Source organism: Lunatimonas lonarensis (genome assembly GCF_000390185.1).
GTDB classification, from domain to species: Bacteria; Bacteroidota; Bacteroidia; order Cytophagales; family Cyclobacteriaceae; genus Lunatimonas; species Lunatimonas lonarensis.
Map to the genome: position 1 here is coordinate 1 of NZ_AQHR01000017.1, position 17,947 is coordinate 17,947.

At 44.9% G+C, this 17,947-nt stretch carries 14 protein-coding genes and 1 tRNA gene; 4 read left to right on the top strand and 11 right to left on the bottom strand.

Features of this window, described 5'->3' with window-relative positions; genetic code table 11:
• Positions 1 to 84 precede the first annotated feature (84 nt).
• The 6 genes from ADIS_RS01795 to ADIS_RS01820 all read right to left on the bottom strand — a co-directional run bounded on the left by ADIS_RS01795 (position 85) and on the right by ADIS_RS01820 (position 8,104).
• Complete coding sequence (locus tag ADIS_RS01795; RefSeq protein WP_155907024.1) at positions 85 to 1,107, bottom strand: PorP/SprF family type IX secretion system membrane protein; 1,023 nt, start codon at positions 1,105 to 1,107, stop codon at positions 85 to 87.
• Complete coding sequence (locus tag ADIS_RS01800; protein WP_010852557.1) at positions 1,104 to 3,419, bottom strand: PKD domain-containing protein; 2,316 nt, start codon at positions 3,417 to 3,419, stop codon at positions 1,104 to 1,106. The genes ADIS_RS01795 and ADIS_RS01800 overlap by 4 nt, the downstream gene beginning before the upstream one ends.
• Positions 3,420 to 3,560: 141 nt before the next feature.
• Complete coding sequence (locus ADIS_RS01805; RefSeq protein ID WP_010852558.1) at positions 3,561 to 4,832, bottom strand: adenylosuccinate synthase; 1,272 nt, start codon at positions 4,830 to 4,832, stop codon at positions 3,561 to 3,563.
• Between the two features lie 113 nt (positions 4,833 to 4,945).
• Complete coding sequence (locus ADIS_RS01810) at positions 4,946 to 5,290, bottom strand: STAS domain-containing protein (protein ID WP_035804318.1); 345 nt, start codon at positions 5,288 to 5,290, stop codon at positions 4,946 to 4,948.
• 58 nt (positions 5,291 to 5,348) lie between these two features.
• A complete protein-coding gene (locus tag ADIS_RS01815; protein WP_010852560.1) occupies positions 5,349 to 5,825 on the bottom strand; it encodes a Fur family transcriptional regulator in 477 nt (158 codons plus the stop codon).
• 59 nt (positions 5,826 to 5,884) lie between these two features.
• Entirely contained in the window at positions 5,885 to 8,104 is a 2,220-nt protein-coding gene (locus tag ADIS_RS01820; protein WP_010852561.1) for a RelA/SpoT family protein, read from the bottom strand.
• 218 nt (positions 8,105 to 8,322) lie between these two features.
• Here ADIS_RS01820 and ADIS_RS01825 point away from each other — a divergent pair.
• From ADIS_RS01825 to clpX, 4 genes are all read left to right on the top strand, one after another.
• Positions 8,323 to 8,404, top strand: a tRNA-Leu gene (locus ADIS_RS01825).
• 89 nt (positions 8,405 to 8,493) lie between these two features.
• Positions 8,494 to 9,822, top strand: a complete 1,329-nt coding sequence (locus ADIS_RS01830) for a trigger factor (protein WP_010852562.1) — start codon at positions 8,494 to 8,496, stop codon at positions 9,820 to 9,822.
• A 79-nt stretch (positions 9,823 to 9,901) separates the two neighbouring features.
• Positions 9,902 to 10,579, top strand: a complete 678-nt coding sequence (locus ADIS_RS01835) for a ClpP family protease (RefSeq protein ID WP_035804327.1) — start codon at positions 9,902 to 9,904, stop codon at positions 10,577 to 10,579.
• A gap of 3 nt (positions 10,580 to 10,582) precedes the next feature.
• Entirely contained in the window at positions 10,583 to 11,809 is a 1,227-nt protein-coding gene (clpX, locus tag ADIS_RS01840; protein ID WP_010852564.1) for an ATP-dependent Clp protease ATP-binding subunit ClpX, read from the top strand.
• A gap of 4 nt (positions 11,810 to 11,813) precedes the next feature.
• Here the strand turns inward: clpX and lpxB are convergent, their stop codons facing one another.
• From lpxB to ADIS_RS23105, 5 genes are all read right to left on the bottom strand, one after another.
• A complete protein-coding gene (gene lpxB / locus ADIS_RS01845) occupies positions 11,814 to 12,917 on the bottom strand; it encodes a lipid-A-disaccharide synthase (protein WP_010852565.1) in 1,104 nt (367 codons plus the stop codon).
• A gap of 23 nt (positions 12,918 to 12,940) precedes the next feature.
• The gene (locus tag ADIS_RS01850) at positions 12,941 to 13,360 is read right to left on the bottom strand and encodes a 6-pyruvoyl trahydropterin synthase family protein (RefSeq protein ID WP_035804320.1); all 420 of its coding nucleotides are present in this window, start codon (positions 13,358 to 13,360) and stop codon (positions 12,941 to 12,943) included.
• Positions 13,361 to 13,535: 175 nt separating this feature from the next.
• A complete protein-coding gene (locus ADIS_RS01855; protein WP_010852567.1) occupies positions 13,536 to 15,536 on the bottom strand; it encodes a hypothetical protein in 2,001 nt (666 codons plus the stop codon).
• A 146-nt stretch (positions 15,537 to 15,682) separates the two neighbouring features.
• Positions 15,683 to 17,548 (bottom strand): O-antigen ligase family protein, encoded by a 1,866-nt coding sequence (locus tag ADIS_RS01860; RefSeq protein ID WP_010852568.1) that lies wholly within the window; start codon positions 17,546 to 17,548, stop codon positions 15,683 to 15,685.
• 199 nt (positions 17,549 to 17,747) lie between these two features.
• On the bottom strand, positions 17,748 to 17,947 hold a 200-nt coding region (locus ADIS_RS23105), incomplete at its 5' end, for a hypothetical protein (protein ID WP_035804325.1).

Consider the following 17,947-nt stretch of genomic DNA (forward strand, 5'->3'; position numbering starts at 1 on the left):
AACAATTTTTCCGCCAACGCAAGAAAGAATACCAAGTTTTTATCAAATAAAACCTGAATCCTCTGATGATCAGATCAAAAAAATTCAATACTTGAAACCTGGAATAACGCGATCACGCTTCTTCCCCAACTTGTAATTCAAAAACGTGTACCGAATGGACAACTCATGTGCCCCACCAGCATTTCGCAACCCCAGTTTGGATATCGTAAAATCGTAGCTGTAGCCAATGTCAAGGTCATTCGGCAGGGAAAAACCAAGCAATGCAACAATCGCTTCGTTATTGGGGAGCGCATTTTTGGTTGGGAGTCCCCGGTACCAGAACCCTAAAATAACCGGCTGGAAATAAAACTCCGCCCCCACGTCCAGTTGATCAAAAACACCCTGTCTTTTGTAGTTAAACGCAAACGAAAGGCTCCTCTCCTGCTCAATGTTGTTAAGGTACTCACGAATCATCCCGTCACGAAGGGGAATTTTGTATCCCCCATGAATCGAGTAGCGAATCGGCAGTCGGTTCATATCAATCTCCATAAAAGAAATGTAGGGCTGGGTGAGGTGGTGGGCGGCTATCCCCAACCAAAACCTGGAATCGTAATAATACATGCCCACATTCACATCTCCGTGACTGCGTTGGCTGTCGTCGTTTACCCAAGACGCCGCTTCGTAATCGATCGCTCCTCGGTCAATATTCAACTGGGTTCCCAATATGATCTGCTCTACATTCACATACCGGTTGACAAAACTCGCCTGTGCCCCCATATGCAAGAAACTGCTTTCTCCCAGTTTAAGCCGGTACGAATACAAAACTCCTACCTCCGCATTTTGAAGATCGGAAAAACTATCCCTCGTGGCGTTTGCGATCACACCAATGCCGCTGTTTCGATGATCGATATAGTGATCAAAATAGGCCGACATGGTATAAAATGAATGATCCAGGCTGGGCCATTGGTTCCTGAAGTTTAATCCTACCCGGGTCCATTCCGTACTGCCCGTAAATGCCGGGTTAAGATACAAGGGTGCTGCGTAAAACTGAGAGAACTGCATATCCTGCCCCCGCAATAGGCCAGGGAACTGGATGACAAGGAAAAATACATACATCCACGTCCTCATCGTACCATCAAGAATTTACCGGTTCGCACAATTTCCTCCCCATCCTCCGCTACAAAATTTGCCCTGTAAACGTAGGTGCCGGGTGGCGCATCCTTTCCCTTCACATTCCCATCCCAACCGTCTGTATTCAGGTCTTCCGACCGGAAAAGAAGCTCACCCCACACATTGAATACCAACAGCTCCATGCGGGCAATGCCTTTCGTCTTGGGCCGGAAATGGGTGTTTTGGGCACTGGTTGGTGTGAAGCCTGTAGGAAACATGATTCGATAGGATCTATGGATAGTGATATTCATCTGGGCTACCGATTCGCAGTCGCCCTCACTTCGGATGGTTAATGTAACCAAAAAATCCCCTTTTTGTCCATATACATGCACCGGATTTCTTAATCTACTGGTATTACCGTCCCCAAAATCCCAACTCCATCCCGATATGGCACCTGTAGACCGGTCCCTAAACCAAATGGGTTCCATTGTCAGTACAAACCCATCGTCGTCCGCTATCCGATCCGTTCCGTCGATACCATATTCAAAGGCCGCATCCACGGGCCTTTGTACTACCCGTATCCAAAACTCAAGTCCCTCAGACCAACAGGAGGTGCCCTTCTGTTTAACTGATACCAAATAGACCCCTGCCGTGTACCTAGCAAACATTTCTTCGTTTACAAACACTACTCCATCCGCCGAGACGACCCTATAGTCATAGGATTCTTGGTCATAGTCAGCAATATATTCCCTTATATCTACCGAAGCCTCTGGATGGCAGGCCACTATGGGGGATTCGATTGTCAGTGAAGGAAAAGGAGGCTGATCCACGATGATGGTGCTAGACTTGGCAGGACAACCCAACGCATTGTAAGCCCATACTTCGTACTCGCCGGCGCGTTTTACGACAAACTCGTTCGAACCCGAACTAGCCACCGATTCTCCGAAACGATACCATTCGAATGAAACGTAGTCTTCTGCACCGATTGCGGAGAGGGTAACCTCCTCGCCGGGACAAATACTCCAAGCATCCAAGGGCAGTCCATCAACCAAAATTTCCACGGGCGGTGGAACGCCCTGAATTTCAAACAAAAGACGCTTGGGTTCCGACGTCTTGCCATAGTTGTCCGTAACCGTATAATAAATCTCCACTCCCCTACCCTCGGTACCTTCGAACGGTAAAAATACAAAGCCAGTACCCTTACCATCTACCTGAATGACTCCCTCCGAAACCTCCACCACGGTATGGCGTTGACCACATACGCCCTCGCTGCATAGGTCGTCTTCTTCGTCCGGTATATCCTGGAGGCTACGGTAAAGACGGACACATTGAATCGTTGAGTTTTCGTTGGGAAGGAAAACATCTTCATCGCCAATGGAGTGGGAACTCGCTTGTCCCGCGCATCCAAGAAGGCCTGAAATGTCCGTCGCTTGGGGAACCTGCAGATCATCCTCCGCAGCTACCTCTACCAATAGATTCCTGATTTCGTGAAAATTGGTAAATCCACCTGTGGATGCGGTAAACCCAATCTTGAGATTTGGTGGAGGAGCATACGGGTAGGCAAAATCTTCGAACAGGGTCACCATTCTGGGAGATCCCGCCACGGTCGTTACCTGCATCTCCATGGTCAACAAAAACCCTGTGCCTCCTGTGGCTGGCTTTAATTCTATAAACACCTGTCTGTACCCGACCGCATTGGGGTTGGTCACCCGACCAGCTCCGGAGGCAATACTGAACTGATCCGCAGGGGCAAGATCTCCTCCCTGTCCAACCTTCCGCCCTGCCACAAAAGCATAGCCATTTGAAGCGGGGCCACGAACCACCACCGAATTGGGATGCAGCTGACCAGGCGCACCTGGAAAACCACCAACTTTCCCCTCTGCCTGATTCCCGAAATTTCCCCATAAATCCAGTCCAATCCCCATGTAGGCACCGGACAATCCTCCCCTGGCCGTACCCTGCGCATAGCCCAAGGAACCTCCAAAGGCACCGGGACTGAATGCATTGGTTGCAGCATTGAAGAGAAACATGGTCATTCCATCGGCACCGTTTCCTCCATGCATAAAATACTCGAAACTGGCCTTGATGCCAAAGGATGCCGAAAATGGAATATCTATGTAAACGTAGCCATTTTGATTTTCAACTGCCTGGGTAAGCTGCAAAACGCCTCCAGCGAGCCGGGCGTTGCCACCCAGTAGAGTTTCATTGCGAAGGGAAGTGGATTGAAAGGACTCACAATAGGGAAAACCCGCCTGTCCGTGGACAAACGTAACCTTAAATAAAATAAGTACTACCCACAGGTAGCCTAACAAATGAACCTGAAGCTTCAAGGTTTAATCGGGAAAATCATTGTGGTACACCAATTGGCAGAAACGCTCCCCCAAAGGCCCTTCAAGTTAGGCAAATAAGTCATAAAACAAAAAAGGCTTCCACTTTATGTTAAGGGAAGCCTTTTTTCAGACAACGAATGGTTATCGAATGATCGTCTGCTTTCGGTCGGGGCCTACGGAAACCATCTTAATGGGCACACCAAGCTCTTCCTCCAAGAAGGTGACATACGCTTTCAGCTCCTCGGGAAACTCCGCATAGGAAGCAACCGCCGCCAAGCTGGTATGCCAGCCCTTCATGGTTTTGTAAACAGGCTCTACCTCTGTAGAATCCGAATCAAATGAATACCGGTCGATTACCGAACCATCGGCCAACCGATAATGCGTACATACCTTTATCTCTTCAAAGATATTCAATACATCCGCTTTCATCATAAAGAGTTGGGTGACCCCATTGATCATGATGCTGTACTTGAGCGCTGGAAGATCCAGCCAGCCGCACCTTCTTGGGCGCCCGGTAGTGGAACCAAACTCGTTGCCTTCTCTGCGCATGGACTCTCCATCCGCATCAAACAGCTCCGTGGGAAACGGACCACTTCCTACCCGGGTACAGTATGCCTTGAAAATACCAAAAACCTCACCGATCCGGGAAGGAGCTACACCCAATCCGCTGCAGGCTCCGGAGGTCATGGTATTGCTGCTGGTTACAAAGGGGTAACTTCCGAAATCGATATCCAACAACGATCCCTGGGCTCCTTCTGCCAGAATTCTGCTTCCTGCATCCAGTGCGGCATTTACCTCAAACTCACTCTCTACTAGGTTGAGCGATTTGAAAAACTCGATGGCTTCGAAAAAAACGTTCTCCAACGCTGCGAGCTCTGACGTGTCGTAGGCATAATAGGTAAGGATGGACAGGTGCCGTTCTACCAATACGTCGTACCTCTCCCTGAAATCTGGTGACAGCATATCCCCCACCCGCAGGGCAACGCGCCCAATTTTATCTTGGTAGGTAGGCCCGATCCCCTTGAGGGTGGATCCTATCTTTTTATCCCCTTTCGCTTTTTCGTACGCTGCATCCAGCAACTTATGCGTAGGAACGATTATAGTCGCCTTTTTTGAAACGAACAGGTTCTTTGAAAAGTCAATATTGAACTTCTTAAGCCCTTCAATCTCTTTCTTTAATATCACAGGGTCTAGGACTACGCCATTTCCGATGATATTTTTGAGGCTATTTCGAAAAATACCGCTCGGGATCTGATGCAGAACATGCTTGATCCCATCAAATTCCAATGTATGCCCAGCATTTGGACCGCCCTGAAACCTCGCAACCATATGATATTTAGGAGCCAAGTAGTCAACTACTTTGCCCTTTCCTTCATCGCCCCACTGTAGGCCTAAAAGAACGTCCATTTTCATTATAAATAAGCTTGATTCCCTAAGTTGTGTAATGATTTTTTTGAAAGACCCGCAATTACGTCAAAAAAAAACAAGTGACGAGGTTTTTCGAAAGGAATTTGACAAAGACCGTCCTATCCGATTTGGGAGAGTGCTTCCTCTAGGGAATCGTATACGGTAAATATATTGTTGAGCTTCGTTATGATCAGCAGCTTTTTGACATGTTCCGAGGGCGCACTCAAAAACACCTCTCCCCCCACGTTACGCATCTTGGTGAGTATGGTGATCAAAACGCCGATCCCGCTCGAACTGATATACCTTACTTTACTGAGGTCAATCACACAGTTTTTGGCCCCTTCCTCTACCGCATCGGAGACTAACCCCATCAATTTTAGACCGGAATCGTCACCGATAAGGTCACCCGCCAACTGTAGGATAAAATTGTTGTTTTCTAAACGGCTTTCAACATTCACGTTCATGGCTTTTCTTTAAAAGATCTTATGGATTGAGGTTTATATTTGGTAAAAAGGCAAAGGTCTATTTGGCTGGTTGTTTTGGTTTGAATTCACATGCTTCGTCCATGCAATTACCATACAAAATCAGCGAGTGGTGGATGATCGTGAAATTCAGAACCTCCCCAACTGTGTTTTGAATGTTTTGGATCCGGGGATCGCAAAACTCCTTTACCTGATGGCATTCTGTGCAGATCAGGTGATCGTGCTGCTTGTATCCATAGGACTTCTCATACTGTGCGAGGTTTTTGCCAAACTGGTGTTTGGTCACCAGGTCGCATTCCACCAGCAGATCCAAGGTATTGTATACCGTAGCCCTACTTACCCGGTAATTTTTGTTTTTCATGCTGATGTAAAGCGACTCTACATCAAAATGCCCGCTCCGACCATAGATCTCTTCCAAGATAGCATACCGTTCCGGGGTTTTCCTCAGCTTCTTGTTTTCCAGGTAGGCGGTAAATATCTTTTTTACCTTTTCGAACAGACTTTCGTTTAATGCCATCGGCGGGAATCTTTTTTACAAATATACAGCTCAATTCGACAATGCACAGTAAGCGGTGCTTAATCGAAACGGGTCACCTTTAATACTCCACTTACCTTCGAAAGGTTGTTAATCAGCTTGTCAAGGTGGCTTGTGCTATGCACGTAGAGCTTTATGGTACCTTCGAAAATGCCGCTGTCCGAATCAACGGTAATCGACCGCATGTTCACTTTTAGCTCGTTGGATATTACCTTCGTCAAATCACTGATCAACCCGACCCTGTCCGTGCCTACAATTTTCAGTCCTGCCAAGAAGGCAATCTCTTGCTGACTGGTCCAGCGTGCCTTAATCACCCGGTTGCCATGGTTGGAAAGCAACTCCAGGGCGTTGGGGCAGGAGGTTCGGTGAATTTTAATCCCCTCGTTTACCGTTACAAAACCGAAGACGTCATCCCCGGGAATAGGGTTGCAGCATTTGGCCAAAATATAATCGACCACATCCATATCCTCCCCTATCAGCAACTGATCATGCTCAGGACCTTTCAGGCTTTTTAGCTCTTTCGTAAAAGAGGACTCGTCGGTAATCTTACTCATGGACCCCTTTTTGTCCTTTTTGTCCAGCTTAAAGTCCTTAAAGGCTTTGATGGAAGTCGGGTCAATGACCCCCTTTCCAACTTTATAGTAGAACTCAGTAGTGGTTTTGGTCTCGAAAAATGCCCGAAGCTGCTCCACCACAACGGAAGAAAACTCCATTTTCATCTGTTTTAGCTTTCGCTGAACGATCTCCTTGCCGTCTAGTATAAATTGCTTCTTCTCTTCTTTTAGCGCATCCTTTATCTTGGCACGTGCCCGCGAAGTCATTACGTGCTTGAGCCAATCCTCTTTGGGTCGCTGACGCTTCGAAGTGAGAATCTCTACTTGATCCCCATTCTTGAGCACATGCCCGATGGGTACCAACTTTTGGTTTACTTTGGCACCGATACAGGAGCTGCCTACTTCCGAGTGGATCTCAAAGGCAAAATCCAAGGCGGTAGCCCCAAAGGGAAGCACTTTCAAATCCCCTTTGGGAGTAAATACAAAAACTTCATCGCTGAACAGGTTGCCCCGAAAGTCATCCATAAACTCAATGGCAGACCCATCGTTGTTTTCCAGCACTGTCCGAACCTGCGTGATCCAATCGTCCAATCCGACGGCCCCTTTCTCTGGCGAGTTTTCCTTCTCCTTATATTTCCAATGCGCAGCATACCCCCTTTCGGCGATGTCGTCCATCCGTTGTGTCCGTATCTGCACCTCCACCCATTGCCCGGTCTGGCTCATTACGGTGGTATGCAGGGACTCGTATCCATTCGCCCGAGGCGTGCTGATCCAATCCCGAAGCCTATCCGGATTGGGTCGGTAAAAATCCGTTACCACCGAGTATACCTGCCAACAATCCGCCTTCTCATTCTCAAGCTCCGTATCGAGGATTATTCGGATGGCAAAAAGATCATAGACCTCCTCAAAGGGGATGTTCTGACTCTTCATCTTATTATAGATCGAAAAAATAGATTTAGGCCTACCCTTTATGACGAAACTGAAGTTCTGCTGCTTTAGCTCCATCTCAATTGGCGCCACAAAGGTCTTGATAAACTTGTTCCGGGATACCCGGGTTTCTTTGATTTTGTTGACTATAAATTCGTAGGTTTCCTTATCCGTGAACTTAAGGTACAGGTCCTCCAACTCCGTCTTGATGCTATATAACCCCAAGCGATGGGATAGCGGTGCATAGAGGTACTTGGTTTCTGAGGCGATCTTCAACTGTTTATGCCTGGGCATACTTTCGAGCGTCCTCATATTGTTCAGCCGGTCGGCAAGCTTGATAAGTATCACCCGGACGTCGTCCGAAAGGGTGATCAGCATCTTCCGAAAATTCTCTGCCTGCTGCGATGTGCCATACTCGAAGACTCCCGAAATCTTTGTGAGGCCATCGATGATCGAAGCCACCTTATGCCCAAACTCCCGCTCGATGTCCTCCAGCTCCAACTCGGTATCTTCTACCACATCATGCAGAAGAGCGGCAATGATGCTCGTCGTACCCAAACCGATCTCCTCGACACAAATTAGGGCTACTTCCAACGGATGGTAGATGTACGGCTCGCCGGACTTCCTACGCATATCCTTGTGCGCCTCGTTGGAAATGTTGAACGCTTTTTTAATCAGTTTGGCGTCGTTGTCCTTCAACAGGGGCTTGGCAACCCTCAAAATCCGCCTATATCGTTTGAGAATTTCCTTCCGTTCCTCCTCTAAGTCTACCTTAATCATACAACTAAATTACACATTTATGCATCCCAAACCGGATTTGGCTTCAATAATTTTATACATTTTTTAGACACCCCCTTGAATCTTAAATTTTCATTTGTACATTTGCATCCACATTGATCAAAAGCACAAAAACGGCGTTCCGTTGTTGAAAATTGAGAAATGTTTGAGAAGGATCTGACATCCGAATTACATGGTAGTTGGCTTCTCACTGTTCTTATGCGGATGTGGCGAAATTGGTAGACGCACTAGACTTAGGATCTAGCGCCGCGAGGCATGGGGGTTCGAGTCCCTCCATCCGCACACTTTAACTCCCTCGATCTAGACGATTACGAAAACGTGATGGTAAAGATTGAGGGTTTTTGTTATCTGCAACTTTAAATCACATCCCATTGGAAATTACATTAGACAAGCACGCTGCCAATGAAGCCTTAATTAAAATTACACTAAATGAGGCAGATTATCAACCAAAAGTTGATGCTAAGATCAAGGATTACGTGAAAAAAGCCAATATCAAGGGATTCCGGCCTGGAAAGGCCCCGTTCGGAATGGTAAAGAATCTGTACGGAACTTCCGTGTTGGTGGAAGAAATAAACCAAATACTATCCTCCACGCTGGGGGATTTTATCAAAAAGCAGGAATTCAAGGTATTGGGAGACCCGCTGCCGGTGCTGGAAGATGGCAAGGAGATCGATTGGAAAAAACAAAAAGATTTTGACTTCAGCTATAAGATCGGTTTTGTAGAAACCGTTACCGTAGACCTAGATGTCGCCAAGGAGGTAAAAGATTACAAAGTGGAAGTATCCGAAAAAGAACTTTCGGATGCCATCACCAATATCAAGCGTCAGTACGGAAAAATGACCAATCCAGAGGTCAGCGCGGAAAATGACTTCTTGTATGGTGACCTAAAATCGGCCGATGGGTCTTTTGAAAAGACACTCTCCCTGCCCCTATCAAAAATCGACAGCGAAGCGGTGCCGAAGTTCATCGGGGTGGAAAAAGGTGCCGTTATTGAACTGGATCCTGCCAACGTACTCAAAGAAGAAGCAGCTGACCTGTTGAATATTTCAGAGGAAGAAGCCAAGAATCTTTCGGGTGACTTTACCTTCACGGTCCAAAACATCAACCGAACCGAGGAGGCGGAACTCAACCAAGAGTTGTTCGACAAGTTATTTGGCGTGGATCAGGTAAAATCGGAGGAAGAATTTCTGGAAAAAGTGAAGGAAATCCTCGCCGAAAATTACAACCGGGAAATGCAGGTATATGCAGAAGAGGAGATCAAAAAACTGCTGATCGAGCATGCCAACATTGACCTACCGGAGTCCTTTTTGAAAGAGTGGCTGCTGAAAGCCAATGGCGAAAAACTTACCGAGTCTGATATCGAAAAGGAATATCCTGCCTATGCGAGGCAACTTGTTTGGTCGTTGGTTTCAAACAAGATCGCTGAAGAGAACGGCATCAAGGCAGAACATGAGGATGTGATCGAGAAGACGAAAGCGATGATCCGTCAACAACTGGCTTCCTCCGGTCTGGGCGCACAGATGGAAAGCAATATGGATCTGTTTGTGAACAATTACCTGCAAGGCAACGAGGGCCAAAATTACATGCAAATGATCACCTCCGTTCAAAACGACAAAGTAGTGGCGTTCATCAAGGAAAAAGCCCAGCTGGAAGAGGAAATCATCACCGTCGAAAAGTTCAATGAACTTCTCGAAAACTAATTCAGCGAATTAAATGTTAAATAAAAAGTCCTTTTTTAAGGGCTTTTTTTATTTTTGTAAAGATCATACAAGATACAATATGCTGAACAAACAAGAATTGAGAGATTTTGCCGTCAAGCACAAAGGCGTAAACGGCATGGCATTTGACCAATATACGCAATTTGTTGAGAACATGACCCGTGCAGTAATCGAGGAAAGACCGACAAATTTCCGTGAAATCGACGTGTTCTCTCGATTGATTATGGATCGGATCATCTTTCTGGGTACCGGCGTGGATGACCACATTGCCAATATCATCACCGCACAGCTGCTGTTTTTGGAATCGGTCGATTCCAAAAAAGACGTGTTGCTGTACATCAACAGCCCGGGCGGATCGGTATATGCCGGATTGGGCATCTATGACACCATGCAGTATATCACACCCGATGTGGGCACCATTTGTACCGGTTTGGCCGCTTCCATGGGGGCGGTATTGCTGGCGGGAGGAGCTGCCGGAAAACGGTCCGCCTTGCCACATTCCAGGATCATGATCCACCAACCTTCCGGTGGTATGCAGGGACAGTCAAAGGACATGGAGATTACCGTGAAGCAGATTTTGGAATTGAGAAACGAACTATACGAGATCCTATCCGTGCACAGCGGGCAGCCTATCGAGGTGATCGAACGGGATTCTGACCGGGATTACTGGATGAGGGCAGATCAGGCAAAAGAGTATGGGCTGGTAGACGAGGTGCTGACCCGAAAAAGTAAACAGTAAATAATGGCGCAAACAACGTGTTCCTTTTGTGGGAGGAATAAAAAAGATGTAGACCTGATGGTTTCGGGTATTTCTGCCCATATATGCAACTACTGCATAGAGCAGGCCTACCAGATTTTGGGAGAAGAAGACCGCACAAAAAAGCAGGCAAAAAAGCCGAAATTCAAGCTTAGAAAACCCAAGGAACTGAATAGCTACCTGGATCAGTATGTGATCGGTCAACAGGAGGCAAAGAAAGTGCTAACGGTAGCCGTCTATAACCACTACAAGCGACTAAGCCAGAAGGACTTCGGAGAGGATGAAGTAAAGATCGAAAAGTCCAATATCATCATGGTCGGGGATACCGGTACCGGAAAAACCTACTTGGCAAAAACCCTTGCCAAAATCCTGGAGGTTCCTTTTTGCATTGCCGATGCCACCGTACTCACCGAAGCGGGTTACGTAGGGGAAGATGTAGAAAGTATCCTCACCAGGCTTCTACAGGCGGCGGATTACAATGTAGAGGCCGCTGAGCGGGGTATCGTCTACATAGATGAATTGGACAAGATAGCCCGGAAGTCGGACAACCCATCCATCACCCGAGATGTGAGCGGAGAAGGTGTTCAGCAAGCCTTGTTAAAACTACTTGAGGGAACGGTCGTAAACGTACCTCCGCAGGGAGGCAGGAAACACCCGGATCAAAAGATGATTGCGGTGAATACCGAAAACATCCTCTTTATCTGTGGGGGCGCCTTTGACGGCATTAGTCGACATATCGCCAACCGGTTGAATACCCAACCGATGGGATTCAGCAAGAAAGCAGAGACAGAGTTTGTAGACCGCAACAACCTGCTGCAGTACGTGACGGCCCAAGACCTGAAGTCCTTTGGACTGATTCCCGAATTGATCGGCAGGCTTCCCGTGCTTACCCATTTGGATCCATTGGATAGGGCCACGCTCAAAAAAATCCTGACCGAGCCGAAAAACGCACTGACCAAACAGTACATAAAGTTGATGGATATGGAAAATGTCAAACTGTCGTTTGAAGACTCGGGCATAGATTTTATTGTGGATAAGGCGGTGGAATTCAACCTAGGCGCCAGAGGCCTACGGTCTATTTGTGAAGCCATCATCACGGACGCTATGTTTGAGCTGCCCTCTGACGATACGATCAAAGAACTGGTGATAGATTTGGATTACGCAAAATCCCAGTTTGACAAATCCAAATTCAAAAAACTCCAGGTGGCATGATAGCTTATGCCAACTCCTGATAAATTAGCCTTGCGGTTTCCCGCGAGGCTTTTTTTGTACCCAACTTGCCCTGGATCAGCGTATACCCTTTCAATATCTGCTCCCTTCCCTCTCCTTCTTCCATCAGCATTTTTAGTTCGCTGCCCAGGTGCTGCCTAGTGTACTCATGCTGGATCAGCTCTCTAACGACTTCTTTGTCAGCGATCAGGTTTACAAGGGAAATGTAGGGAACCTTCATCAGGTTTTTGGCTAGGGCATAGGTGAACGTGCTAGTCCGATAAACTACCACCTGTGGGACGTTGAATAGAGCAGTCTCCAGCGTAGCCGTGCCAGACGTAACCACGGCACCGTGTGCAGCGGAGAGCAGATCATAGGTTTGGTCAAAAACAACCATAATTCCCTCCTCCCTTGCCTGCGCGTACACCTCCGCTGGTAGATTACGCACGCCTGCTATTACAAAGTCCCACTGCCTGTGTTCTCTCACTAGCCCGATCATGGTGTCAAGCATGGCAACGACCTCCTGCTTTCTACTTCCGGGAAGAAGCGCAACTATGGGCTTCCCTCCCAAATTATGCGTGGTCAAAAAACTCCTGTCAGGAACAAATTTCTCCAACTCATCCCTAAGGGGATTGCCTACATAGGGAACCTCCAACCCAAATCTCTCGAAAAAGGCAGGTTCAAAAGGGAGTATGGCGTAGAGCCGATGACAATATTTTTTCAATGTCAGTGCCCGCTTTTGGTTCCAGGCCCAGACTTTGGGAACAATGTAATAATGCACTGGAAACCCATATGCCCTCGCAAAACGGGCTATCCGCATATTAAAACCTGCGAAATCCACCAGTACAACTGCATCGGGCGCAAAGGCAACAAGGTCTCGCTTGACCAGGGAAAGCTGCTTCATTACCTTGCGAAAACCCAACACCACCTCCAAAAACCCCATTACCGCAACGGCATCGTAGTGCGCAGCAAGTTGCAGGCCCTGACCGATCATATAGTCACCACCCATGCCCCGAAACTGGGCATTTGGATCCAGCCTTTTAAGTTCAGCCATCAGATTGGCTGCGTGCAGGTCACCGGACCGTTCTCCGGCGATGAGGTAGTATTTCAATGCTCATCTGGTTTAGGTAAAAATCACTCCCCGAAGTACTCTACAAAATTCCGGGGAGTCTCGTAAAGCGTCAGTTTGTATAAGCCTCCCTCCTTCACCAAAGCAGCTACCTTGGGCTCCAATATCTTCCAGAACTCGATCACCAGGTTTTCGCAACTGGCCATCTTGCCTTCCATAAAGGGAACATCCAAGTTGAGGTTTTTATGGTCTACCTTGGCAATGATTTCCTGTCGAATCAACGTACTGAGTTTCTTGAGGTCCACTACAAACCCCGTCTCCGGGTCGGGCTTTCCCTTCACCGTAACGATCAGCTCAAAATTATGCCCATGCCAATTCGCATTCGCACAGGGTCCGAACACTTCTGTGTTTTTTTCCTCAGACCAATTCGGGTTCCATAACTTATGGGCAGCATTGAAATGCTCTTTCCTACACACGTGTATCATGGCTGCTTACTATTCGAGGTACAAAGTTAGGAAAAAAGAAAGAGAATAGACACCTGCTAATTTGTGTATATGGAGTATTCTCCACATCTAATTGCAGGGGAATTGTAAATAAGTCATTTGCTATGCGACAAATACTTATGGTTTTTATTGATTTTAAACATCATTGAAAAAAAAATCACCACCATATTTGACTATCATTCTGATAGGTAAAAATCCTTTCTTCCTGCCCTTCGTCCAAACAGCGTAGCAGAAACAATCCTCCAGACATCGGTGAGCTAAAGGTTAGCTCGTTTGTATCCGCCAGCTTTATACCAAGAGAATTCCATTTATCATTCCAATAAAATAATTCATAGCGAAGACCTGGCCATATGTCATTTTTATCGGTACGGGGACAAAAGGAAATCCCCTTTAACTTTACTTGACTCCTCAAATCAAGACCATACCAAAAATTTTCTCGATCTATATCTATCGCTGCGTAACTTAATACATCCGCATCAAAAACATTTTTTATCGTTTCATTTCCCGCTAATCGAGCATCCAAAATGATCTCTCCATCAAGCTTTTCCCCAAACTCACCTATCGCTTCAAAATTTGCCAGATACCCGTTCAATCCTCCAGAAAATGAATACCTAATGTACCTGAACGAGGGCATATCATCCAGATCCACATATTTAGGATACAATTCCAAACTATCATCTATGGTGTATAAATCGACAACTTCACTAAAATCTACCCTATTTGACCCTTGAAAACTCCCTCTCATTCCCGAAATTTGATTAAAAATAGTTCTTTTAAAAAATTTACGTTTGAGAACCATATTGATTTCCTCAGCTTTAACATCTATTGTGTTTACCATTTTTTCAGAATCTAAAATAACGGGATCGTATGCCGGCAATAATCCTTGCTGCCCATAATACATAGGCATATAAAGCACCCCTGCTCCCACATCCAAAAAAACAGCCGACCCGTCAACAATCTCAGACACGTCAACTGGCTTCCAATCACTATTATCAAAAACACACAAATAGATATGTTTAACCCCTCTAGGGATGGATCTGGGTCGCAACTCCAATCTACCTACGGGGACATACTTTGCAGTAACATCTTTCTTACGGAGGTTAAAAAAAGGTTCCTCCAACTGGGACAAACTCGCCTCAGAATTTGAAAAAACATCTCGGTAAACTTTAGGGACTCTATATCCTTCCCAAATTTTATAGTCAATTACCCCACCTAAAGTATCTCCAAAATCAAGGTCAATTACCTCATCATTTCTACCTATCACTCCCACGAAATCATGGCCTAAACTCCGATTGCCATAGTTAATTATTTGTTCATGACAGCTCGGAACTCCGAGGGCTCTTAACACAAAAACACCAAAATAAGTCTGCTGGGTACAATTTCCAATCTTTGCTTGCCATAAGTTGTCAGCCGTCAACGCTATGGGATATCCTCCTATCCAATCACTATACATCCAGTCTGATCCTATTTTTTTGTGCACTACCTGAGCAACTGATATAGGATCTATGATATGCAAAGAAACTAAGGAATCGATAAGTGATCGATGCCTTTCAAAAATCTCTTTCCTCCAGGATTCAAGTCTTTCATCTCTGAGCCTGTAAGGCAAAATATACTCGCAAAATTCCTGAAAGTTCAGATGTCTGCACCAAGGCAGTTCCCATGCTTTAAAGGCATAGTCAATACTTTCGATTAAAAAACTTGCTTTGATGTGTAAAAGATCCGGCTCTACGATAAAATGATCTTTTGAATACCCTCTAAGTCCTGCATACACATTACTCCACATTCTATGTATATAGGCGAGGTTCTTTGGATGATTCTTGTCTTTCAAAAATTCCTCTGATTTCCTGAACCGCTGTACCTCTAAGAAAAATTTATCAAATCTATCTGCTTCACTACTTGCAATCGAATACTTACCGGGCATATTTTCTAGTAAAAACCAAAATGCCTTTAATTTGAGGCTATCGGCAAAACTACTATAATTAGCGATTACCATCTCCAACTCTATAATATTGTCACCCGACATTCTCAAAGCCTGCCTTACCTCTTTGGGATATGCGGCCATATTACCTAGTAAAAACACATCCCTTCCATATCTAATAGCAAATGAAAGCAAGCAAAGAACCATAAGAATAATTAAAATTAGATTAGCTGTTTTCATATATAAATAATTTGATCTCTAATTGAAGCCTTACGTACAGTAAAATAAATTATAATTAACAAATCCTTCATTTTTATTTTTGCGCATATCATCTTATACTGAAGTTTTGCACTCTCGACTTAAAACCGAGCGAGCTCATTCAATTACTATAGATCTGGATCAATATCTCCCCAAGTACTGGCATTTTCTCCTAAAAGAACTTCCATTTCACGCTTTATTTCATCCACAGCATCCGAGGAAACTTTGGGTTCCTTGCCGATCAAATACCTCGCAATAGGTTCCATTGAGTCCATATCTCCTATCGCATAATAAAATCTAGCCAAAAGATACTTGGGATAAAATCGATCGGGTAGCATATCAGCAGCAAGTTGGTAGGCTTCCTCTGCTTGATCATACATGCCTAAAGCCATGTAGCTTTCACCCAATGTAATGTATAAAACAGAATTCCCGATATATTTTTTTGCTTCTCCTAAGACCTCTATCGCTCTTTTGTGGTCACCAAACGACGAAAGTGCTTTACCATAATTAACTAGAAACCGCCCATCCCGGGAAAAAATGTGAAATGCTTTTGCGAACCAAGGTAGGGATGAACGAAAAGCGCCTATTTGATAATAGGCAAAGGCCATCTTCCAATCTTTACTCCCCTGGTGTAATCTTACGACATTCCAAAGTATTCCGATTGTAAGGATCAATGTAAAAATTCTTACCGCCATACTTGGCACTTTGAAGGGGAATGATCGACGATGTTCGATCATTTTCTTACTATGCCGTCCCAAAATCGCAAGATATAATACACCGCAAACTTTAATAGGCAATATATGTGAAGGATACGAGAACATACCAAAAACTACAATTGACAATAAACCAGCCTGAGCCAACCAAATCTCCGGGCATGCTCCGCTTCCGTTAATCTGAAAAACAACAAAAAGCAATATAACTCCTAGCAAAAAACCAAAAAATCCTTGCTCAACTAACAGTTGTATGCCTTCATTATAGGCAAAGGCCACATCATCGGCGAGCTGAATGGCCGGATCACCTGGAAAATTGCGAAACCAAGAAGCCTGGGCGTCCATATAGACTACCTGAAAACCGTCAAGACCGGTACCTATCCACGGGTTATCTAAAATACGCGTCGATGAAACTTTCCAGATCAACATTCGTCCATCTACAGAATTGCTCCTTAGCAAATAAACACTAATCATAACGCTTAGAATGAAAAAAACAATCATCGAAACTCCCGCTATCCTTTTAAACCGGGTACACAGCAAACTCGTTACCTTTTCGCGCAACCGAAAGTGGTGAAAATAAAGAAATCCAACCGACGAAGCTACGGCTAAACCGGCTGCTCGTGAAGCAGTAACAGGAAGTATTAAAAGAATACCTAAACCAGTCACTAACGAAAGACACCTAAGAAAAGTCCAAAACCGTAAACTATTGCTAATCTTCCAAAAATCTGAAAAAAGAAAAAACCCAAAAGATACCGGAAAAATTGCAGAGAGATAACCAGCATATGGCCCTGGATTAAAAAAACTACCGGTAATAAGAAAATCTAAGTTTAAAGATGGGTATACTCCATGTAATTGTAGTTGCCCATATATTGACTGAATCAGCCCCCCAAAAAAAATAAAAATCATCCAGCGATCAAATGAAAAACCAACTATTCTTATAAAACTATAGAAAAAACCTAACCCTACAAGATCGTACATTCGAGAAGAAACGACAACATTGGTTTGCAAAACAAAACTGTTCAAAAATATGTAGTTAAAGATACAAAAAAGTAGCAAATCAATAATATTCATTTGGCTAGAAATACATATCCCCTTCGATCCCAACAAAGAAAGCACTAAAAAAAACAAGCCAATCAATACCTGCAAAAACAACGTTTGACCAAGTTGAACAACCGGAAATATATTATAAAAATGAAAAAATGGCAAAAATACACAGACAGACAACCCAATAAGAGCTAAAATAACCCAAACAACTCCAGAATATGTAAAAGAAATTTTTAACATCGGTAGAGTATCTATACATGGATAAAAGAACTCACTTAAAACCCTTTACATCGCTCGCTTCTTTACATTTTATGGAAAATTCATCGTTTCGTCCCTTCTTCCGATTTCCTTAGAACTATAACAAACAATAGGCCTAAAAACAATTGCATTACCCTATGCAAGTTAAATAAATCAGTCTCTCAAACAAGCATTAAAATAATCAATAGTCAGCCTTCAATCGGTAAAAAATCAGCACCGGGTTATCTGTACTCTGAGTTTCGGCCACCATATCCCGCAGTGCATTGCTTCCCCTGTTGCTTTCCAGAATCTCCTTTCGTTTCGCATGTATTTCCTCGGAGGAAACATAACTGACTAGCACATTTTCCTTAAAGATGCTTGCTGATACATCAAAAAAACCTA

Bases quoted from the DNA above. Each gene is read 5' to 3' on its own strand.
- ADIS_RS01850 (WP_035804320.1), bottom strand. From the start codon at position 13,360: ATGATACACGTGTGTAGGAAAGAGCATTTCAATGCTGCCCATAAGTTA.
- ADIS_RS01805 (WP_010852558.1), bottom strand. From the start codon at position 4,832: ATGAAAATGGACGTTCTTTTAGGCCTACAGTGGGGCGATGAAGGAAAG.
- ADIS_RS01855 (WP_010852567.1), bottom strand. From the start codon at position 15,536: ATGAAAACAGCTAATCTAATTTTAATTATTCTTATGGTTCTTTGCTTG.
- ADIS_RS01820 (WP_010852561.1), bottom strand. From the start codon at position 8,104: ATGATTAAGGTAGACTTAGAGGAGGAACGGAAGGAAATTCTCAAACGA.
- clpX (WP_010852564.1), top strand. From the start codon at position 10,583: ATGGCGCAAACAACGTGTTCCTTTTGTGGGAGGAATAAAAAAGATGTA.
- ADIS_RS01860 (WP_010852568.1), bottom strand. From the start codon at position 17,548: ATGTTAAAAATTTCTTTTACATATTCTGGAGTTGTTTGGGTTATTTTA.
- ADIS_RS01810 (WP_035804318.1), bottom strand. From the start codon at position 5,290: ATGAACGTGAATGTTGAAAGCCGTTTAGAAAACAACAATTTTATCCTA.
- ADIS_RS01795 (WP_155907024.1), bottom strand. From the start codon at position 1,107: ATGAGGACGTGGATGTATGTATTTTTCCTTGTCATCCAGTTCCCTGGC.
- ADIS_RS01835 (WP_035804327.1), top strand. From the start codon at position 9,902: ATGCTGAACAAACAAGAATTGAGAGATTTTGCCGTCAAGCACAAAGGC.
- ADIS_RS01815 (WP_010852560.1), bottom strand. From the start codon at position 5,825: ATGGCATTAAACGAAAGTCTGTTCGAAAAGGTAAAAAAGATATTTACC.